General features: G+C 73.5%; 18 protein-coding genes. 3 read left to right on the forward strand and 15 right to left on the reverse strand.

The window, feature by feature from the left end; genetic code table 11:
- Positions 1-75: 75 nt before the first annotated feature.
- From KMS84_RS31315 to KMS84_RS31375, 13 genes are all read right to left on the reverse strand, one after another.
- A complete protein-coding gene (locus KMS84_RS31315; RefSeq protein WP_438819006.1) occupies positions 76-1,404 on the reverse strand; it encodes a pectate lyase family protein in 1,329 nt (442 codons plus the stop codon).
- Positions 1,405-1,529: 125 nt separating this feature from the next.
- Entirely contained in the window at positions 1,530-2,327 is a 798-nt protein-coding gene (locus KMS84_RS31320; protein WP_256919856.1) for a rhamnogalacturonan acetylesterase, read from the reverse strand.
- A 105-nt stretch (positions 2,328-2,432) separates the two neighbouring features.
- On the reverse strand, positions 2,433-3,770 hold the full coding sequence (locus tag KMS84_RS31325) for an ABC transporter substrate-binding protein (RefSeq protein ID WP_256919857.1): 1,338 nt from the start codon (positions 3,768-3,770) through the stop codon (positions 2,433-2,435).
- A 313-nt stretch (positions 3,771-4,083) separates the two neighbouring features.
- Complete coding sequence (locus KMS84_RS31330; RefSeq protein WP_256919858.1) at positions 4,084-5,733, reverse strand: glycoside hydrolase family 43 protein; 1,650 nt, start codon at positions 5,731-5,733, stop codon at positions 4,084-4,086.
- Positions 5,730-6,620, reverse strand: coding sequence for a DUF6807 domain-containing protein (locus tag KMS84_RS31335; protein ID WP_256919859.1), 891 nt, complete (start codon positions 6,618-6,620; stop codon positions 5,730-5,732). Before KMS84_RS31335 ends, KMS84_RS31330 begins: the two co-directional genes overlap by 4 nt.
- On the reverse strand, positions 6,620-7,789 hold the full coding sequence (locus KMS84_RS31340; RefSeq protein ID WP_256919860.1) for a Gfo/Idh/MocA family protein: 1,170 nt from the start codon (positions 7,787-7,789) through the stop codon (positions 6,620-6,622). The genes KMS84_RS31335 and KMS84_RS31340 overlap by 1 nt, the downstream gene beginning before the upstream one ends.
- Before the next feature lie 187 nt (positions 7,790-7,976).
- Positions 7,977-8,876 carry a carbohydrate ABC transporter permease gene (locus KMS84_RS31345; RefSeq protein ID WP_256919861.1) on the reverse strand — a complete coding sequence of 300 codons (900 nt, stop codon included), beginning with the start codon at positions 8,874-8,876 and terminating at the stop codon, positions 7,977-7,979.
- On the reverse strand, positions 8,873-9,808 hold the full coding sequence (locus tag KMS84_RS31350) for a carbohydrate ABC transporter permease (protein ID WP_256919862.1): 936 nt from the start codon (positions 9,806-9,808) through the stop codon (positions 8,873-8,875). The genes KMS84_RS31345 and KMS84_RS31350 overlap by 4 nt, the downstream gene beginning before the upstream one ends.
- A 250-nt stretch (positions 9,809-10,058) precedes the next feature.
- Positions 10,059-11,828 carry an L-arabinonate dehydratase gene (gene araD / locus KMS84_RS31355; RefSeq protein ID WP_256919863.1) on the reverse strand — a complete coding sequence of 590 codons (1,770 nt, stop codon included), beginning with the start codon at positions 11,826-11,828 and terminating at the stop codon, positions 10,059-10,061.
- A complete protein-coding gene (locus tag KMS84_RS31360) occupies positions 11,825-12,736 on the reverse strand; it encodes a dihydrodipicolinate synthase family protein (RefSeq protein WP_256919864.1) in 912 nt (303 codons plus the stop codon). Before KMS84_RS31360 ends, araD begins: the two co-directional genes overlap by 4 nt.
- Positions 12,733-13,416: a GntR family transcriptional regulator gene (locus tag KMS84_RS31365; protein WP_256919865.1), complete on the reverse strand. Its 684-nt coding sequence runs from the start codon at positions 13,414-13,416 to the stop codon at positions 12,733-12,735. The genes KMS84_RS31360 and KMS84_RS31365 overlap by 4 nt, the downstream gene beginning before the upstream one ends.
- Before the next feature lie 163 nt (positions 13,417-13,579).
- Positions 13,580-14,341, reverse strand: a complete 762-nt coding sequence (locus KMS84_RS31370) for an MBL fold metallo-hydrolase (RefSeq protein WP_256919866.1) — start codon at positions 14,339-14,341, stop codon at positions 13,580-13,582.
- Between the two features lie 160 nt (positions 14,342-14,501).
- Positions 14,502-15,098: a TIGR03086 family metal-binding protein gene (locus KMS84_RS31375; protein ID WP_256919867.1), complete on the reverse strand. Its 597-nt coding sequence runs from the start codon at positions 15,096-15,098 to the stop codon at positions 14,502-14,504.
- A gap of 99 nt (positions 15,099-15,197) precedes the next feature.
- On the opposite strand from KMS84_RS31375, the gene KMS84_RS31380 reads away from it, so the two are divergent.
- The gene (locus KMS84_RS31380) at positions 15,198-16,442 is read left to right on the forward strand and encodes an MFS transporter (RefSeq protein WP_256919868.1); all 1,245 of its coding nucleotides are present in this window, start codon (positions 15,198-15,200) and stop codon (positions 16,440-16,442) included.
- Positions 16,443-16,564: 122 nt separating this feature from the next.
- Here KMS84_RS31380 and KMS84_RS31385 read toward each other — a convergent pair whose 3' ends face one another.
- On the reverse strand, positions 16,565-17,728 hold the full coding sequence (locus KMS84_RS31385) for a hypothetical protein (protein ID WP_256919869.1): 1,164 nt from the start codon (positions 17,726-17,728) through the stop codon (positions 16,565-16,567).
- A complete protein-coding gene (locus KMS84_RS31390) occupies positions 17,725-18,669 on the reverse strand; it encodes a 5-dehydro-4-deoxyglucarate dehydratase (protein WP_256919870.1) in 945 nt (314 codons plus the stop codon). Before KMS84_RS31390 ends, KMS84_RS31385 begins: the two co-directional genes overlap by 4 nt.
- A gap of 250 nt (positions 18,670-18,919) precedes the next feature.
- Here KMS84_RS31390 and KMS84_RS31395 point away from each other — a divergent pair, with 250 nt between their 5' ends.
- Entirely contained in the window at positions 18,920-19,729 is an 810-nt protein-coding gene (locus KMS84_RS31395; protein WP_256919871.1) for an NAD-dependent epimerase/dehydratase family protein, read from the forward strand.
- 128 nt (positions 19,730-19,857) lie between these two features.
- On the forward strand, positions 19,858-20,452 hold a 595-nt coding region (locus KMS84_RS31400; protein WP_256919872.1), incomplete at its 3' end, for a TerD family protein.

A 20,452-nucleotide genomic window follows, 5' to 3' on the forward strand; every position in this document is an offset into this window, starting at 1 on the left:
GGGATGCGGGCCGGGGGCTCCCGGTGGGCGGACGAGCGGCCGGGGCGGTGGGCGCCGCCCCGGCCGTCCGCCGGGTCAGCCGAGGCGGCCGGCGCCGGCGCCGCAGTCGACGATCCGCGGGACCGCCGTCGTCGGGTCGACCCGGGTGCGCAGGGTCGGCGTCCACCCGGCGCCGGACTGAAGGGTCTCGGCCGGGATCTCGGCGTTGTGCACGGCGATCAGGTCGGTCTTCACGCCGTTGACGTAGTTGTCGGCGGCGGTCAGCGGCGAGACGTTCCAGCGCTTGAGCACCTTGGCCGCGCTGATCCCCTGCGGGAGCGTGAACGCGTTGTGCTCGGCGACGAGCCGGGACTCCTTGCCGATGCCGAAGCTGTAGGAGTAGTCGCCGTTCGCGACGAAGTGGTTGTTGTAGGAGTCGACCTGCCCGAAGCGCACGCGGGGCGCGCGCTCGACGAGGCCGGAGAACAGGTTGTGGTGGAAGGTCGCCCTCAGGTGCCCGCGGTCCCCGGCCGCCGTCGACTCGCTGTCGCTGTTGCCGATGAGGATCGTCTTGTCGTGGTCGCTGAAGACGTTCCAGGAGGCGGTGACGAGGTCGGCGCCGCGCACGATGTCCAGTTCGCCGTCGTGCTGCTGGTAGAGCATGCCGAAGTAGGTCGGCGCGGCGGAGTCCGGGTGCGAGCCGTCGGAGAACGTGTTGTGGTCCAGCCACACGTGCGTGGAGCCGTAGACGACGGCGGTGTCGTACTCGGAGTTCCAGTTGCCCTTGGTTCCGTCGGTCGGGTCCCACTGCGGGAAGCAGTCGATGGGCGACTCGAAGGCCAGGTTGCGCACGATCACGTTGTCGACGGCCTTGATCTGGAGGCTGACGCCCTTGAAGCCGGCGTTCCTCCCGACGCCGACGATCGTGGTGTTGGCGGGGACGTTCGCCTTGATCGCCTGGTCCTGGGCGGCGGCGGAGGCGCGCCGCAGCCCCTCCGGGCTGTCGTCGGGCTCGGCGCTCAGATCGGTGTCGAGGCCCCAGGCCTTGGGCGAGTACTTCGCGAGGTAGGCGTCGAAGTCGTAGCCGGGCGCGGCGAAGGCGTCGCATCCCTCGGCGACGGCGTCGATGACGCCCTTCACCTTCACGATCTTCGGCGCGGAGCCCCCGGCGGCGAGGGCGGCCTTGAACTCGGCCCAGGTGGTGACGGTGTACACGTGGGCGGCGTCGGCGGCCGACCCGCCCGTGGTGCCGGTCCCGTCGGCGGCCCAGCCGTCGTTCGCGCCCAGGACCTGCCGGCCGAGGTCGCGGGAGGCGGCGGGGCGGGACTGCGGCTGGGCGGAGGCCGTCGCGGTGACGGACAGCACCAGCGCGGTGCACCCCACCAGGGCTCCAATGACGCGAGCATGACATGACTGTGTACGCACGGTGCGGGTCTCCTCTGCGGAAGGACGGTGCGAAGGGCGATGCGGGAAGGTCGTACGGAAAGGCCGTGCGGAAGAGCGGTGCGGGAATGCGAGGCGCGCAAGCGGTGCGGACGTCGCGGGGACGCTCACGCGAGGGGCGCGGGCCAGGTGATCCAGGACGTGGGGACCGCGTCGTGCAGCCGGATCACGTCCCGCGGGGCGAGGACGCGCGTGCGCAGGAGCTCCCGGGCGACGAGCCGCGCCACCGCGATCGCGCCCGGCGGGTTGAAGTGGGTGTTGTCCTGCTCGGTCGCGGTCCAGTTGAAGTACGTCTTCGTCGCCTCCACGCCCAGCTGCTGCCAAAGGGCCAGCGACAGCGCCTGGACGTCGAGCAGCGCCACCCCCTCCTCGGCGGCCAGCGCGCGCATGGCGGCGGGATACTCGCCGTGCGTGGGCAGGGCGGCGCCCGCCGCGTCGAACCTGCGCCGCTCGACCGGCGTGGCCAGCACGGGCCGCGCGCCCTTGGCCCGGGCGCCGTCGAGGTACCTGCGCAGACAGTCCTGGTACGTCGTCCAGGGCTCGGTGTAGCGGGTGGGGTCGGTGCTCTTCTCGTCGTTGTGGGCGAACTGGACGAGGAGGAGGTCCCCCGGCCGGATCGCGGCGAGCACGGCGTCGAGGCGGCCCTCGTCGATGAAGCTCTTGGAACTGCGCCCGTTCACCGCGTGGTTGGCGACGGGCAGACCGGATCGCAGGAAGAAGGGCAGCGCCATGCCCCACCCCGTCTCCGGCGCGGCGTCGGAGTACTTCTGCGCGGCGGTGGAGTCGCCGGCGAGGTAGACGGTCCTCGGCCGGCGGGCGCCGGCGTGCGCGGGCGCGGCGGCCGCCGCCCCGAGCGGGAGGGCGGCGAGCGCCGCCGAGGTGACCTGTCTGCGGGTCAGGGACACGACATGCACCTTTCGAGGGGTCGGTGGGTGTTCCGGATGGGAGCGGGGTGACCGTGCGGCCGGTGACGGCCGGCGCGCGGTCACCCCGCGACCGCGTCCGCCCGGTTACTTGTGGTTCTTCTTCCAGTCGGCCTGCGCGGCGTTCAGCTGGGAGGCCAGCGTGCCCAGGAAGTCCTTCGCGCTCTGCTTGCCCAGCAGGACCTTCTGGAAGTTGGGCTCGTTGTCGGCCTTGGAGATCGTGTTCCAGTCGGGCAGGTAGTAGGGCAGCTGCACGATCTTCGTGGTGGCGCCCGTCAGCGCCTCTGCGGCCAGCCTGGTCGGCTCGGAGGACTGCACCCAGTCGTCCTGCGCGGCCTCCAGGTTGGCCGGCACCTGTCCCGCCGTCTTGTTCCACTTGCTGTTCGACTCGTGCGAGGCGGCGAACTCGATGAACTTCCAGGCGGCGGTCTTGTTCTTGCTCGACTTGAACAGGCCCAGTCCGTCGACCGGGTTGGACACCTGCACCCGGGTGCCGTTGTCCTGCGTCGGCGCGGGGATGCCCTTGAACTTGCCGGCCAGCGCCTTCTGGTGGTCGCCGAAGGAGCCCAGGTTGTGGCTCAGCATGCCGATGGTGCCGGAGTCCCACTGGGAGACCATCTTGGTGAAGTCGTTGTTGACGTCGGCGGACGGGGTGTCCTTCTTGTACAGGCCGACGTACTTCTCCAGCGCGGCCACGTTCCTCGGGTCGTCGACCGTGGTCCTGTCGCCGTTCCAGAACGAGGTGATGCCGCTCTGCCCGTAGGTCGCGTCCAGCGCCGGGGCGATCGAACCGGAGCCGCCGCGGATGGTGTAGCCGAAGGCGTTCTCGTCCTTGTCGGTCAGCTTGTCGGCGGCCGCGTAGAACTTGGTCCAGGTGGTCGGCGCCTCCAGGCCCGCCTTCCGGAAGAGGTCCGTGCGGTACCAGAGGGTGCCGTTGTTGGCCGAGGTCGGCACGCTGTACATCTTGCCGTCGATCCCGGCGGCCTTGACGCCGTCCAGGAACTTCGCGTTCAGCTTGGCGCTCAGCCCGCTCTTCTCCAGCCGGTCGTCCAGCGGTTCGAGGGCGCCCTGCGCGGCGATCTCGGCGAGCATCGCGGTGCCCACACCGCCGACGTCGGGCAGCCCGCCACCCTGGATGGCGGTGTCGTACTTGGACTGGACGCTGTCGGACGGCACACCGACGTACTTGACCTTGATGCCGGGGTTCGCCTTCTCGAAGTCGGCGATGATCTCCTTCCAGACGTCGGTGCGGACGCCGCCGTTGTTGTCCCAGAAGGTGATCTGCCCCTTGCCGGAGCCGTCGCCTCCCTTGTCCCCGGCCGCTCCGCTGCCGTCGTCGCCGCAGGCCGTGGCGGTCAGCGCGAGCACGGAGCCCAGGGCGGCGGCCAGGGCGACTCGCCTGCTTCTGCGGATGCTGCTCTTCATGTGGTCGGCTCTCTCTTCTTCTGGATCCCAACGGGCATGTGAAGTCGTGGGGGGTCGAGGGGGGGTGCGTCGGCGCTCCGGCGTCCTGCCGTACGCCCTGCCGTGGCGCCCGGCGGTCGGCCCGGCCGAAGCCGCACCGGCCGCGGGGACGGCCGCCGGGGCCGGGGCGGTGGTCTGGGCCGGGGCCGCAGTCGAGGCCGGGGCCGCGGTCGGGTCCGGGGGCCCGGTCGGGTCCGGAGGCGGCGCCGGGTGCGGCAAGCGCTTGCTGTGGAAGTGCGTCATTGCGGCTCCCAAAGGCGTACGGAACGGAAGGTCAGAGCGGTCTGATCCGGAACTCGTCGAACGTGGCGGCCCCCGCGTGTCCCGTGCCGACGGGCGCGAGGGCGAACAGGCCGAGCAGGGCCCCGACCCAGCGCCAGGGGGTGGCGGCGAAGACCGGACCGGAGTGGACCGGGCCGTCGCCGGCGTCCCAGGCGAACCGGCAGCGCGCTCCGGCGCCGATCTCGATCCGCAGCCGTACGCGGCCGTCGGGGACGGGCAGCGGCCGGGCGGCGTCCCGCTCCCGGTCGGCCGCCTGCTCGGCGAACCGGTGCACCAGGTGGACGGCGCCGTCGGCGGCGCGCTGAAGGCCGATCCAGGAGAACGCGTCCCCGAGGACGGCGAGTCCGGCGCGGGCCCCCGGCTCCTCGCTGTGCAGCCGCAGTCCCACCTCGACGGCCGAGGGGCGGCCGGGCAGCCGCTGGGTCAGGATGTTCGCCAGGGTGCGCAGGTCGTGCGCGTCGGCCGTGCGCGCGCAGGCCAGCCGCAGCCCGTCGGCGGAGTGCCGGATCGCCCAGCCGTCCTGGGGGTTGGCCGTCCACGACCACTGGCGGCCGAAGCGCCCGCCGGGGAAGTCGTCGTCGACGGCGGGCGCGGCCGGCGGCTGCGCGGGCAGGGCCGGACGCCGGTGCCGCAGGACGGGGACCCCCGCGTCGCCGATGACCGGCCAGCCGTCCGGGTCCCACCGCATCGGCTGGAGATGGACGACCCTGCCGTAGGCGCCGCGCTGCTGGAAGTGCACGAACCAGTCCTCGCCGGAACGGGTGCGCACCCAGCCGCCCTGGTGCGGGCCGTTGACGTCGGTGTCCCCCTGCTCCAGGACGACGCGCTCCTCGTAGGGACCGAAGAAGTCGCGGGCGCGCAAGGCGCCCTGCCAGCCGGTCGCCACCCCGCCGGCGGGGGCGAGGAGGAAGAACCAGCCGTCGTGCCGGTAGAGCTTGGGGCCCTCGAGGGTGAACCAGCCGGGGATCCGGTCCGCGTCGACGATCACCTTGCCCTCGTCGAGAACGGCCGTCCCCTCGGGGTGCATCCGGTGGCCGGTGAGCCGGTTCTTCACCCCCGCCCGGGACTTCGCCCAGGCGTGCACCAGATAGGCCTCGCCGCTCTCCTCGTCCCACAACGGGCAGGGGTCGATGAGCCCACGGCCCGGCTTCACCAGGTGCGGACGGGTCCAGGGGCCCCTGACACGCGGGGCGTTGACCTGGAAGACGCCCTGGTCCGGATCGCCCCAGAAGATCCAGAAGCGGTCGTCGTGGTGGCGCAGCGAGGGAGCCCAGACCCCGCAGTCGTGGCGCGGGGTCCTGAAGGCGTCCGCCGGTTCGAGGCGTTCCAGGGCATGGCCGACCAGCGTCCAGTTGACGAGGTCGCGCGAGTGCAGCAGCGGCAGGCCGGGGGCGCGGCCGAAACTGGAGGCCGTGAGGTAGAAGTCGTCGCCGACGCGCAGGACGTCGGGATCGGACCAGTCGGCGTCCAGGATCGGGTTCGAGTACGTGGGGGTGCAGTCTGTGCCGTGGGCCCGGTCCGCGCCGTGGGTCCCGCCCGCCTCGCGGGTCTCGCCCGTCTCGTGGGTCTCAGGCGCCTCATGGGTTTCACCCGTCTCGCGGGTCTCGCCCGCCCCGCCCGTCTCGTGCCGCCCCGGTCTCATTGGCTGACCGCCTTGCGCACCAGGGCGGCCGCCTCGTCCCGGTTCAGCCGGCCGTCGGCGACCACGGTGACGACTCGGCGCACGACCGTCTCGCCGGGTGGGACAGGCAGCCGCTCGGCCGAGGCCAGCGAGGACCCGACGCCCGGGTACTCGGCGGCGCGCACGAACCAGGGGTCGCGGCGGGTGGCGTCGGTGGCGCCCGCGAAGACGAGGGTCCACGCTCCGCCGCGGGCCGCTCCGGCCGCACGCGGTGCCCCCTGCCCCGTCAGGGCGAGCCAGTCGGCGCGGGCGCCGTGGCCGGCCGCCTCGCCCCGGGTGTGCGCGGTGAAGACCTCGGGGGCCGTGTCCTGCTTCGCCGCCCGCCAGAAGAAGCCGCCGTAGGCCGCTCCGGGCCGCCCGTTCGTCGCGGGGCTGCCGAGGGACAGCGGCCGCGGCGTGACGTTGGTCAGGGAGAACGTGAAGTCCAACGCCCAGGCTGTGGAGGTGAGTTCGGTGGCGGCCACGGTACGGCGCTCCCGCAGCAGTTCGGTTCCCGAGGCGACCCAGTGCAGCTCCTCCACGAAGCCGTCGGGGTCGCGCAGCTGGAACGAGCCGTGCCACTGCGCGCCGTGGTCGTCCAGCTCGGTCGGCCCCCGGCCGCGGACGTAGGTGCGGCCGCCCCAGAAGTTGTGCCCCTCGACGTCGGGTACGGCTGCACCGACGCCGAGGTGGTGGGTGTGGTCGGCGGGGCTGAGCTCGGTGACCGCCGTGCCGGCCAGGGTGGTGACGGGGTGCAGATAGGGGCGCGGGGAGAGCCGGGCGGGCAGCTCGGGCCGGATGACGTAGCGGGCGACCGGGCGGCCGGCGACGCGCAGCACGACCGGTGAGTCGGGTGCCGGTGCGGTCATCAGGGGCTCACCTCTTTCGGGTGCGCGGTCGGGAACGCCCAGGAGGCGCCCAGTTCGGAGTAGAGGCAGAGGGTGTCGGCGGCGGCCGCGACCAGGCCGTCGACGCCGGGGACGACGCGCCGGTCCTCGTCGGGCAGCAGGCGCCAGGCCCGCTCGGGCAGCTGCACCGGGTCGGGGGCCGTCCGGATCGCCTCGACGACCCGCATGAACGACTCCGTCGCGGCGGGCGGCACGAGCAGCGGCGTCCCGTCCGTGAGGTGCTCGACGAGGTTCTCCAGCAGGTCGGTGCTGCCGTACTCGAACTCCTCGGGGCCGTGGCCGGCCCGCTGGAGCAGCACGCGGTCCTGCTTGTACCAGTAGGTGATCCGGCCCCGGCTGCCGTGGACGACGACGTACGGGTCGTCGGGGTCCTCGGCGCACAGCGTGGCCGCGACGACGACGTGCCGGCCGTCGGTCGTGCTCACCCGCACGCACGAGGTGTCGTCGGACTCGATGGCGTTGGCGTGCGCCAGCTCGGTCTCGATGCGGGCGACGTCCTCGGCGCGGGTGGCGCCGGCCAGCGCGAGGGCGGTGGCGACGGCGTGCGCCAGCGGGTTGGTGAGCGCCCCGTCGATCACGTCGACGCCGTTCAGCCGCCGCCGGCCCGCCCACGGCGCGCGCCGGTAGTACGCCTGGGCGCGCGCCCAGGCCCCCGCGCCGCCGACCCCGCTCACCTCGCCGACCGCGCCGTCCTCGATGAGGGTGCGGATCGCGGGCACGGCGTGCGAGCCCAGCGACTGGAAGCCGATCTGGCAGGCCACGCCGGCGCGCGCGACCCCGTCGGCCATCCGGCGGAACTCGGCGTAGGACGGCGCGGGCGGCTTCTCCAGCAGCAGGTGCACGCCCCTGGCGGCCGCGGTCAGCGCGAGGTCGGTGTGGGTGGGGATCGGGGTGCAGACGACGGCGACGCGGGCGCCGGTCGACTCCAGCAGGGCGTCGAAGTCGGCGGACTGCTCGGGCGTGCCGAGGCCCTCGGGGATCTCGGCCGGGGTGAGCGGCGTCAGCTCGCAGACGCCGGCCAGCCGGACGATGCCCTTGTCCTGGAGCCTGCGGATGTTGTCCAGGTGCCAGCGGCCGTGGCCTCGTGCGCCCGCGAGGACGACGGGGACGGCGGTGTCCGAGGTGTTCATGGCTTCCTCCCTGCGCCCGCGCCGCGTGCCACCTCGCGGTGGGCCGTCGCGGCGCCGTCGATCTTTTGATGCAGGGTAGGCGGCCGTCCGGCGTCCGCCGCGGGGGAAGGGGCCGCGGCGGGGACGGTGACGGGAGCAGTGGGGTCGGCGGTGACGGGAGCCGCGGCGGTGGCGGTGCGGGAGGCCGTCATCCCTTCACCGCCCCCGCGCTGAAGCCGGTGATCAGCCACTTCTGGATGAACGCGAAGACGATCACCACGGGGACGGCGGCGACGATGCCGCCCGCGGCCAGTGCGCCCAGGTCGACGCTGTCGGCGCTCATCAGGGTGTTCAGCCCGACCGGGATCGTCTGCTTGCTCTGGTCGGACAGGAACATCAGGGCGAAGAGGAAGTGGTTCCAGGCGTGCACGAAGGCGAAGGAGCCGACGGCGATCAGGCCGGGCCGCAGCAGCGGCAGGACGACGATCCGGAAGGCGGCGAGCCGGCCGCAGCCGTCGACCCAGGCGGCCTCCTCCAGGGAGTAGGGCACGTTCCGGATGAAGCCGCTGATGAGGATCATCGACAGCGGCAGCTGGAAGACCGTCTCCGCGACGATGACGCTGCCCAGCGAGTTGATCATCCGGAGCTGGGCGAAGATCTGGAAGAGCGGCACGAGGAGCAGCGCGCCCGGCACGAACTGGGTGCACAGCAGCGCGAGCATGAACCCGCGCTTGATCCTGAAGTCGAAGCGCGCCAGGGCGTAGCCGCCCGCCAGGGCGACCCCGGTGGTGAGCAGCAGGGTGGCCACGCCGGTGATCACGCTGTTCTGGAAGTAGATCCCGAAGTCCCGCTCGTTCCAGACCTTCTCGAAGTGGTCGAAGGTGATCGGCCAGGGCACGAGCGAGGTCGAGCCGGCCGGGCGGAACGCGAAGAGCAGGATCCAGTAGAACGGGACGAGGGTGAACACCAGGTAGATGCCCAGCGGAAGGTAGATCTGCCAGCGCGGGGCCTCGTCCCAGGCGCGCTTCCTGCCGGGCGGCTGCCGGTCCGCCGCCGCGGGCACGCGCACGGGGACGGGTGCGACCTCGGTGGCCTCCTTGGTGATCACTTGTCGCCTCCTCCGAACTTGCTCAGCCGCAGATAGACCATCGAGCAGAAGAGCAGGATCACGAACGCGACCGTGGTGAGGGCGGACGCGTAGCCGAAGTTGTGGGCGTCGACGCTGGTGTTGGCGATGTACAGCGGGAGGGTGGTGGTCTCCCCCGCGGGGCCGCCGCCGGTGAGCGTGTAGAGCAGGTCGACGTTGTTGAACTCCCACACCGCGCGCAGCAGCGTGGACAGGACGATGGCGTCCTTCAGGTGGGGCAGGGTGATGTGCCAGAACTGCTTGACGCGGCTCGCTCCGTCGACCTCGGCGGCCTCGTACAGGTCCTTGGAGACGGACTGGAGGTCGGCGAGGATGAGGATCGCGAAGAAGGGGACGCCGCGCCACAGGTCGGCGACGACCACCGCCGGGAAGACGGTGGCGGTGTCCGACAGCCAGCTGGCGCCGTACTCGCCGATCCCCAGGTCGGCGAGGTAACGGGTCACGCCCGTCTGGGAGTTGTAGAGCAGCACCCAGATCGCCGAGGTCAGCACGCCCGAGACGGCCCAGGGCGAGAACACCAGCGCGCGTCCCAGCGCCCGTCCGACGAAGGTCTGGTTGACGATCAGCGCCAGCGCCAGGCCGAACAGCAGCTGGAGTCCCACCTCGACGAAGACCCACTTCGCGCTGAAGGTCAGCGTGTCCCAGAACTGCGGGTCCTCGGTGAAGATCCGCACGAAGTTGTCGAAGCCCGCGAAACCGTTGCGCCACGGCTTGGTGGGGTTGAAGTTCTGGAGGCTGTAGTAGAAGACGCTGACGACCGGGTAGGCGATGAAGCCCAGCATCAGCAGGGCCGCCGGCGCGATCAGCAGGTACGGAAGCCTGCGGGGCGTGGCGGAGGCACGGCGCCGCCGGGGTGGCGCGGGCGGCTTCGCCACGGCTGCGGCTTGGGCCATGACTGTTCTCCGTTCTCGGTGCGTCTCGTGGCGCGTCTCTCGGTGCGCCCGTCTCGCGACGGGCGTTCGCGGGCGTGGTGCGTGCGCGGGCGTCGGGCCGTCGTGCGTCTCGTGCCGTCGTGCCGTCGTGCGTCGGGTGCTCTCGTGCGCGTCGTGCTCTCAGGTGCGTCGTGCTGTGGCGCGGGTCGTGCTCGTGCGGGGTGAAGCGCTTTCTGCACGGGCAGGCGTCGGCGCGTCCGAGCGGCTGCCGTCAGCCCGCGTAGGGGTCCGCGACCTTGCCCGGGCGGGCCAGGAACGCGAAGTCGCAGCCGGTGTCGGCCTGGGTGATCTGTTCGTTGTAGAGCGCGCCGTATCCGCGCTCGTACCGGTCGGGCGGCGGCGTCCACCGCGCCCTGCGCCGCTCCAGCTCCTCGTCGTCCACGTGGAGCCGCAGGGAGCGGGCCTCGACGTCGAGGGTGATCGAGTCGCCCGTGCGGACCAGGGCCAGCGGCCCGCCGACGTACGACTCGGGCGCCACGTGCAACACGCACGCGCCGTAACTCGTCCCGCTCATCCGGGCGTCGGAGATGCGCACCATGTCCCGCACCCCCTGCTTGAGGAGGTGGTCGGGGATGGGCAGCATGCCGTACTCCGGCATGCCCGGACCGCCCTTGGGGCCGGAGCCGCGCAGCACCAGGACGGTGTCGGCGGTGATGCCCAGACCGGGGTCGTTGATGGTGCGCTGCATGGTCCGGTAGTCGTCGAAGACGACCGCGGGCCCCGTGTGCTTGAGCAGGTGCGGCTCGGCGGCGATGTGCTTGACGACCGCGCCGTCCGGGCACAGGTTGCCCCGCAGCACGGCGACCCCGCCCTCGTCCGCGACCGGGTTGTCCCGGGGCCGGATGACGTCGTCGTCGTGCACCCGCGCCCCGGCGAGCTGCTCGCGCAGCGTGTCGTGCGAGACGGTCGGGCGGTCCAGGTGGAGCAGGTCCGTGATCCGCGAGAGGAAGCCGGGCAGACCGCCCGCGAAGTGGAAGTCCTCCATGAGGTACTTCTCGCCGCCGGGGCGGACGTTGGCGAGGACGGGGACCGTGCGCGCGATGCGGTCGAAGTCGTCGAGGGTGAGACGGACGCCCGCACGGCCGGCCATGGCGATCAGATGGATCACGGCGTTGGTGGAGCCGCCGAGACCCAGGACGGTCGTCACCGCGTCCTCGAAGGCGTCCGCGGTGAGGATGTCGCTCAGCCTGCGGTCGCGGTGGACGAGTTCCACGACGCGCAGTCCGGCGGCGGCCGCCATCCGGTCGTGGCCGGAGTCCACGGCCGGGATGCTCGACGCCCCCGGGACCGTCACGCCCAGGGCCTCCGCGGCGGCGGTCAGTGTGGAGGCGGTGCCCATCGTCATGCAGTGGCCCGGCGAGCGCGCGAGGCCGCTCTCCAGCTCGGCCAGCTCGCAGTCGCCGATGAGACCGGCCCGGCGGTCGTCCCAGTACTTCCACATGTCGGTGCCCGAGCCGAGGACCTCGTTGCGCCAGTGGCCCGGCAGCATGGGGCCGGCGGGCACGAAGACGGTGGGCAGGTCGACGCTGGCCGCCCCCATGAGCAGCGCGGGCGTCGTCTTGTCGCAGCCGCCCATCAGCACGGCGCCGTCGACCGGGTAGGAGCGCAGCAGCTCCTCGGTCTCCATGGCGAGCAGGTTGCGGTAGAGCATCGGGGTCGGCTTCTGGAAGGTCTCGCTCAGCGTGGAGACCGGGAACTCCAGCGGGAAGCCGCCCGCCTGCCACACGCCCCGCTTCACGGCCTGCGCGCGGTCGCGCAGGTGGACGTGGCAGGGGTTGATGTCGGACCAGGTGTTGAGGATCGCGACGACCGGCTTGCCGAGGTGCTCCTCGGGGAGGTAGCCGAGCTGGCGGGTGCGGGCGCGGTGGCTGAAGGAACGCAGGCCCTCGGCGCCGTACCACTGGTGGCTCCTGAGCTCCTCGGGAGCCTTGCGGGGAGCGGCGTCGGCAGCGGCCGGGGCATGATCGTCGAAGCGCTTCACAGGGACCACCCGGCGGCTATGGCGGCGACCTCGGCCCGCTCGCCCTCGGGCAGGGCCCTGCTCGGCGGGCGGACCTCACGGCGGCACAGGCCGAGTGAGGCGAGGGCCTCCTTGACGACGGTGACGTTGTCGGCGGAGCCGTTGGCGGCCCGCAGTTCCTCGAACCGTCTGATCTGTTCCCACACCTTCATCGCCGCCGGGTAGTCACCCGATCGAAGCGCTTCGATCATGTTCAGCGAGACGGCCGGGGCGACGTTCACCAGCCCCGAGGTGAAGCCGGTGGCGCCCGCGGAGAAGTAGGAGGGCGCGTACGGCTCGGCGAGGCCGGCGACCCAGACGAAGCGCTCCAGGCCGGCGTCCCGGGCGAACGCGGCGAAGCGGGAGGCGTCGGGGACGGCGTACTTGACGCCGACGACGTTCGGGCAGGCGTCGGCGAGCTCGGCCAGCCGCTCGCCGTGCAACTGCGCGTTGCGGATGTAGGGGACGACGCCGAGTTCGGGCACGGATGCGGCGACGGCCCGGTGGTAGTCGACCCAGCCGCTCTGCGAGACGTAGGGGTGGACGGGCTGGTGGACCATCACCATCTGCGCGCCCAGCTCCCGGGCGTGCCGGGCGGAGGCGACGGCGGTCGGCACGTCGTGTCCGACGCCGGCCAGGACCACGGCCCGCCCGTCCGCCTCCTCGACGGTCAGCTCGGTGACCAGACGGCGCTCCTCGGGGGTGAGGGCGTAGAACTCGCCGGTGTTGCCGTTCGGGGTGAGCGTGGTGATCCCGCCGTCGAGCAGCCGGCGCACCAGGGTCCGGTGGGCGCCGTGGTCGACGCCGCCGTCCTCGGCGAACGGGGTCACCGGGATGGCCACCACGTCGGCCAGGGCCGCACGCTGGGTCTCGAACGCCGCGCCGCTCATCGCCGGCCTTCCTCGGCCGGAGCCTCTTCGGGGGCGTCCGCCCGGGCCGTGTCGGGGAACGCCCGGTGCACGAAGGACGCGATGTGGGCGTGCAGGGCGCGGGCCGCGCCGTCCGCGTCGCCGGCCAGGGCGAGGCGCAGGATCTCGCGGTGCTCGCCGGCCTCGCGCTCCCAGGAGGGCGAGGCCGCCCAGGCGACGGCGGAGACCAGGGCGGCCTGGTCGCGCACCTCGTCGAGCATCCGGCCGAGCAGCGGGTTGCCGCACGGCAGGTACAGCGCGCGGTGGAACTCCCGGTTGGCCAGGGAGCGTTCGGCGGTGTCGGTGGCGTCGTCGGCCATGGTCAGGGCCTCGCGTGCGGCGTCCAGGGAGGCGCCCCGGCGCACGGCCCGCCTGAGGGCCTCGGGTTCGAGGAGCAGGCGTACGTCGTAGACCTCGCGCGCCATGTCCGCGTCGACCATGCGCACCGTGACGCCCTTGTACTGGCTCATGACGACCAGGCCGGTTCCGGCGAGGGTCTTGAGGGCCTCGCGCACCGGGGTCTTGGAGACCCCGAACTGCGCGGCGAGCTCGGTCTCGACCAGCGCCTGACCGGGCGTCAGCCGTCCGGTGAGGATGCGGCGTTTGATCTCCTCCAGCACGTACTGCGTGCGGGACGGGATCGGCGTGGGCACAGAGGTCATGCGCGCCTCTCGGATGTCGCGTGTCCGATCGCGGATCTCGCGTATCGCGTCTCATATATGACGTACGAAGTACGACGCGTTGAAGGTAGGAGGGGCACCGGGTTTCGTCAATGCTTCTGACAAAGGAAGTCGGGGCCGCCGGGACGCGAGGGCCCCGAGGGAGTCAGAGGGGGATGGTCTCGCCCTCGCGCGCCGTGCGGGTGGGGCCTTCGAAGACGGCCGCGGCGCGGGCGGTCGCGGCCTGCCGGGTCAGTGTCGGGCCGACATGGGTGACGTAGAGCTCGCGCACCCCCGCCTTGCGGGCGGCCTCGCCCGCCTCCTCGGGCGTGAGGTGGACCGGCTGCTCGTGTTCGCCTTCGCGATGCCGGTCGAGATCCGCCTCGCACAGGAACAGGTCGGCGCCCGAGGCGAGTTCGGTGAGCGCGTCGCACGGCCCGGTGTCGCCCGAGTACACGAGGACGCTGCCCTGGCACTCGGCGCGCAGGGCGTAGGCCTCGGTGTCGTGGGCCACCGCGCGCGAGGTGAGCCGCAGGTTCCAGTGCCGCACGGTGTGCCCGTCGAACAGCGGCCTGAAGTCGAGGTACTCGGCGAGGAAGCGTACGTCCGACCGGCCCAGGAAGCCGGCCAGCCGCCGGGCGCAGTCGAGCGGCGCGTACACGGGGACGGGGGCCGGCGGGGCCATCCCGCCGTGGGCGAACGCATAGGCGGCGGCGAGGAGGTCCGCGCTGTGGTCGGCGTGCAGATGGGAGATCCAGATCGCCGTGAGCCGGTCGGGATCCGTGTGCCGCTGCAACTCCGCGAAGGTGCCGGTCCCGGCGTCCACCCACACCTCCGCCCCCGCGCCGCGCAGCAGGTATCCGGAGCAGGGGCGGCCCGGCGCCGGGTGCGGAGAGGCGGTGCCGAGGACGGTGAGGCTGAGGGGCATGGTGGGGAGCGTACGTTTCGCTCCCGCCGGACGTGCCCCGATCGCACCGGTCTACGGCGACATCGGTCCGGCGTCCACGGCGCGCCCGCGGGCGTCGGCCGTCCGCGACCGCACGTGGGCACGTGTGCCCGCGGGCGGCCGCGCCCGCCGACGCCCGCGGCTACGAACGGGGCGTCCACCCCGGATCGCGTCCGCTCAGGCCGACCGCCCGGTCGAGCAGGGGCGCGTCCTCGGGCACGGGGACGACGGGTCCGAAGGGGCCCGCGCCGGACGTGGGGTCGGCCGCGGCGGCCAGGAACCCGTACGCCGCCGACAGCGCCGCCGGGTCCGGCTCGTAGCGCCGGCCGGTGGCCCGGGCCAGGTCCCAGCCGTGGATCACCAGCTCGTCGGCGACGACGGCGGCCGCGACCTCGCCGGGCAGGTCCACACCGCCCGCGCGGGTCATGCCCGTCCGGGCGGCCGGGTCGCGCCAGGCGTCGACCAGGGCGTCGAGCGAGGCGGCCAGGTCCTCCCGCCAGCGGGGGCCGAGGTCCGGCACGGCCGCGTCGGGCGGGGTGTCCGTCGTCGGGCCGAAGTCCTTGCGGGCCGCGTCCCGGAAGGCGACGGACAGTCCGGTCAGGTGTCCCAGCAGATTGCGCACGGCGCAGCCCGGGCAGGGCGTCTCGTGCCCGAGCTGCTCCTCGCGCACGCCGTCGGCGAGGCGCGCGATGATCCGGGCCTGGGGCCCGAGGTCGAAGGTCGTCGTCGTGTCGGTCATGAGAGGAGGACCGTCCGCGCGCCGCAAACTCATCGCGACGCCCGGATAGGGCACCTGCCCGATGCGGCGCGGTGCGCCTTAGACCAACGATGACCAGGCATGACGAAGAACTGGTCCGTGGCACGGGTCCTGCGCGACCGGGACGCGGCGCTCTGCCTGGCGGTGTCGGTGGTGTCCGGCTTCGGCACCTCCGCGCTCTGGCTGGCCTCCGGCGTGTGGGTCAAGGACCTCACCGGCTCGAACGGCCTCGCCGCGCTGTGCGTGCTGGCGCTGTGGGCGCCCACCCTCCTCGCCCCGCTGCTCGGCTCCCTCGCCGACCGCACCCGCCGGCGCCCCCTGCTCATCGCCTTCAACCTGGGTCCGGCCGCCCTGCTGCTCACCGTGCTCGCCGTGGACTCGCCCGGCCGGCTGTGGCTGCTGTTCGCGGTGCTGTTCCTGTACGGCGCCGCCTGCGTCGTGGTCGACGCGGCCGAGTCCGCGCTCGTGGCCGCGGCCGTCGCCCCCGAGCTGCTCGGCGACTTCAACGGGCTGCGCATGACGTTCACCGAGGGCATGAAGCTGGTGGCCCCGCCCACCGGCGCGGTCGTGTACGCGGCCTACGGCGGGCACGGCGTGGCCCTGCTGGACGCGGCCACGTTCGTGTGCGCGGCCGGGCTGTACGGGTGCCTGCGGATCCGCGAGGACACGCCGCGCGGGGCCGTCGGCCACTGGCGGGAGCACACCGCCGAGGGCGCCCGCTTCCTGTGGGCGCATCCCGGGCTGCGCCCGCTGGTGGTGGCCGGCGGCACGACGATGCTGTGCGCGGGCCTGGGCGCGCCGCTGCTCTACGCCGTCGTCGAGGGGCTCGGCCGCTCCCCCGCGTACGCGGGCGCGCTCTACGCCGCCCAGGGCGCCGGTTCGGTCGTGGTCGGGCTGCTGTCGGGGCCGGGCCTGCGGCGGCTCGGGGCGCGCCGGTTCGCGGGGTGCGGGATCGCCCTGACGGCCGTGGCGGTCGCGGCCCAGGCCGTCCCCTCGGAGCCCGTGGCCCTGCTGTGCGGCGCGGCGATCGGGGCCGGGCTGCCGTGCGTCCTCATCGCGGCGCTGACCGCCGTGCAGCAGCAGACGCCGGACGCGCTGCTCGGCCGCGTCGCCGCCACCGCCGGCACCCTGCTGTACGCGCCGAACGCGATCGGCCTGGCGGTGGGCGCGGGCCTGGTCGAACTCCTCCCGTACCAGGCCCTGTTGCCGGTCCTGGGCCTGGCGCGGCTGACGGCGCTCCTCCCGCTGCTGCGAGCCCGGGCGCGTCCCGGCCGGAGCACGGCGCCGGCGTCCACCGCGCCGGCGCCCGACGCCGACCGGACATGAGACCCCCCGAGTCCCCGTCCCGCCGTTCACGTGACCGTCCCTCCCCGGCCGACGAGCCCCCCCCCCGGAGCCTTCCGGCGCCCTCCCCGTCACCGGCCCCGCGCCAGCGCGTCGGCGGTCGGTCAGCGGCCGGCGAGCGCCTCGCGCACCGCTTCGAGGTCGGCGTCCGACGCCAGGCCCGCGTGGTACAGGCGGACTTCGGTCGCGCCGAGGGCGCGGGCGCGGGCCATGTCGGCGGTCAGGGTGCCGGGGCTGCCGCCCATGCCGGAGACGACGCCGAAGTTGGCGGCGAGGACCGCGCCCTCGCGGCCCTGCTCGGCGAAGGGCGTGAGCAGGCCGGGCCCGCCCGAGCAGGGCACGACGACGCCGTCCGCGACCGACAGGACGTGCGCGGGGTCGACGCCCGGGTTGGCGCCGACGTGGTGGGTCACGGGGTCGGCGTGCAGCAGGACCTGGAAGCCGGTCGGCGCGGCCGCCCGGACGGCGGCCACGGCCGCCTCCTGGAGGGTGCGGGCCCGTTCGTCGCGCCACGCGCGCGTGGCCGCGGCCGTCTCCTCCCCGAGGAGCTCGACGACCCCGCTCCAGCCCCGGTCGTCCGGCGCCCCCCGCCACAGCGGCTCCAGCGCCTCCCGGACGACGGCGGCCAGCACGTCGGCGTCGAGCCCCTGTGCGCCGTATCCGTCCCGGCAGGCGGGGCAGAAGCAGAGGGCCATCAGGTACAGGCCGGCGTCCCCGAGGCCGACTCCCCCGGTCTTGTCGTGGGCGTGCAGGTGCTGGAGGCCGTACCAGCCGAGGGACTCCAGTTCCACGCCGGCCGCGCCGGGGCGCACGGCGGCCTCGGCGGCGAGGTCGACGAGGTAGGCGCGGGTCGCGGGCTGCGCGACGCAGGGCGCCCAGGGGTAGCGGTCGCCGTAGGCGTTGACCACCGAGGTGTCCGGATGCTCCGCGCCCAGGCGGGAGTTGTGCGCGAGGACCACCCAGGTGTGCACCTCGAGCCCGGTGGCGGCGAGCGCCTCGGCGGCCTCCCCGTAGGCGTCGCCCGGGGCCCAGTCGCCGGCCGGGTACGGGCGCAGGGCGCGCCCCGCCCAGCGGCCGTCCGGAGGGTAGAGCACGGCCGCGTGCTCGGCGGTGACGATGCGGCGCCGCGGGTGGCGGGGGGTCAGGGCGCGGGTGGAGTGGTAGGCCGCGGCGAGGGTGACCTGCTCCACGCCGAGCGCGGCGATCCGGGCCGGGGCCCCGGGGTCGCCGGTGACGTCCCAGGGGTACACGAACGTCGACGCTTTCACCGCTCGTCCTCCTCCAGCAGCGCGTAGCCGCGTTCGATCACCGCGGCCAGCTGTTTGACATGGTCCTCGCTCGGTTCGTGCAGCGGCGGGCGGACCTCGCCGACGTCGAGCCCGCGCAGCCGGACCGCGGCCTTGACCAGTGCGACGGCGTATCCGCGGCCCTGGGCGCGCAGTTCGACGAACGGCCGGTAGAAGCCGTCGAGGAGGCGGTGGACGGTGTCGTCGTCGCCGGTGGCCAGCGCCCGGTGGAAGGCGAGGGCGATCTCGGGGGCGAAGCAGAACACGGCCGACGAGTAGAGGGTGACGCCGAGCGCGCGGTAGGCGAGCTGGGTCTGCTCGGCGGTCGGCAGGCCGTTGAAGTAGAGGAAGTCGCCGGGGACCTCGGTGCGCACGGCGCTGATGATCCGCTGCATCAGGTCGAGGTCGCCGAGGCCGTCCTTGAGGCCGACGATCCCCTCGGTCCGGGCGAGTTCGACCACGGTGCGCGGGGTGAAGACGGCGTTGTCGCGCTGGTAGACGACGACGGGCAGGGAGGTCGCGGCCGCCACCGACCGGTAGTGGCGCAGCAGTCCCTCCTGGGCGGCGACGACGAGGTAGGGCGGCAGGGCGAGCAGCCCGTCCGCACCGGCCGCCTCGGCCAGGCGCGCGTAGCGCACGGCGAGGGCGGTGCCGTATCCGGCGCCCGCGACGACCGGGGCCCGCCCGGCGGTCTCCTCCACCGCCGCCCGGACGCAGGCCTCGAACTCCTCCGGCGTGAGCGCGTGGAACTCCCCGGTCCCGCAGGCGGCGAAGACGGCGGCGGCGCCCGCCTCGACGCCGCGTCGCACGTGTGCGCGGAAGACGTCGAGGTCGAGGGAGCCGTCGGGGCCGTAGGCGGTGACGGGGAAGAACAGCGGTCCGCTGGGGACGCGGAGGCGGGCGGCGAGCGGGGCTGACGTCACGGGCTCTCCCGGGTCCATATTCTTGAGCAGCGTCCATATTCCTGAACGGGCTCACGCTAAGGTGCCCGATCGAGCCCGGTCAAGCCGACCAACCCCAGGGACACCAGCAGTTTTGCCATATCTGCGGCACACTTGACGGGCACCGTCGCCGCTCCCTAGCGTGTCCACGCATGTGAACTGCGGTCACGCATGCATCCGGGCAGGCCGATCGCCTTCCCACTGAACCGAATCGACCCGAGGAGACCCGAGGATGCCCGCTCCGCGCACCGTCCTGCTCACCGGCGCCGCCGGCGGCCTCGGCACCCTGATGCAGAACCTGCTCCCCGCCTTCGACTACGACCTGCGCCTGCTCGACATGCGCCCGATCGAGGGCGAGCCGGACGCGATCGTCGCGGACCTGGCCGACCGCGCGGCCCTGCGGGAGGCGGTGCGGGGCGTCGACGCGATCATCCACCTCGCCGGCATCTCCCTGGAAGCCCCCTTCGAGAAGATCCTCGACGCCAACATCGTCGGCACGTACAACCTGTACGAGGCCGCCCGCGAGGAGGGCGTGCGGCGCGTGGTCTTCGCCTCCTCCAACCACGCCGTCGGCTTCACCCCCCGCCCGAAGGACGGGGACGCCCTGATCCCGGTCGACACCCCGCACCGCCCCGACACGTTCTACGGCCTGTCCAAGTCCTTCGGCGAGGACCTCGCCCAGCTCTACTGGGACAAACACGGCCTGGAGACCGTGTCGGTGCGCATCGGATCCTGCTTCCCCCGACCGACGAGCGTGCGCATGCTGTCGGTGTGGATGAGCCCGGCCGACGGCGCCCGCCTCTTCCACGCGGCCCTGACGGCCGAGAACGTCGGCCACACCGTCGTCTACGGCTCCTCCGCCAACACCCGGCTGTGGTGGGACCTGTCGAGCGCGCGCGCCCTCGGCTACGCGCCGCAGGACGACTCCGAGGAGTTCGCCGGGAAGCTGATCGCCGAGCAGGGCGAGCTGGACCCGGAGAACATCGCCCAGGCGTACCTCGGCGGCCACTTCGTCAGCGACCCGCCGATCTGGCCGTACTGACCGGCGGACGGCTCCCGGCGGCGGGCGTCGGAGGGGCCCGGCGGCGGCGCCGCGGGGCCCCGCACGGCATTCGCGTGAGGGGGCGCCGGGTAAGGGAACGGCAAAGTGGTCTCGTTCGTTCACCCGGCATGACAGCTATGACCCCCGGCTCGAACATCCCTCTCCCCGTCGCCCGCGTGACGGTGGACGTCGCCGCCCCGGTGCGGCTCGACGTATCGGGCCTGCTGCTCACCGCCGACGGCAAGGTGCGCTCCGACGACGACTTCATCTTCTACAACCAGCCGAGCGGCCCCGGCGTGACGTACCGCTCCGGCGGCGGCACGTCCCCCGACGCGATCACGGTCGACACCGCCGCGGTCCCCCCGGGCATCGAGAAGATCGTCGTCACCGCGAGCCCGGACGGCGCGGGGCAGACGTTCCAGGGCGTGGAGCCGACGGCGACGATCAGGAACGCGGACGACAACGGCGTCCTGGCCACCTTCACGCCCCCGGGGCTCGGCGCGGAGACGGCGCTGGTGGTCGTGGAGATCTACCTGCGCAACGGCGCCTGGAAGGCCCGCGCGGTCGGTCAGGGATACGCCGACGGCCTCGCCGGCATCGCCACCGACTTCGGCGTGACGGTGGAGGAGCCGGCGCCCGCCGCCCCGCCGATGCCGGCCGCCCCGCCGCAGGCGACGGTGCAGACCCCGGTGGCGCCGCCGGCCCCCGCCGCGGACCCGCGGC

Source organism: Streptomyces hilarionis, assembly GCF_024539675.1.
Taxonomy (GTDB): domain Bacteria; phylum Actinomycetota; class Actinomycetes; order Streptomycetales; family Streptomycetaceae; genus Streptomyces; species Streptomyces hilarionis.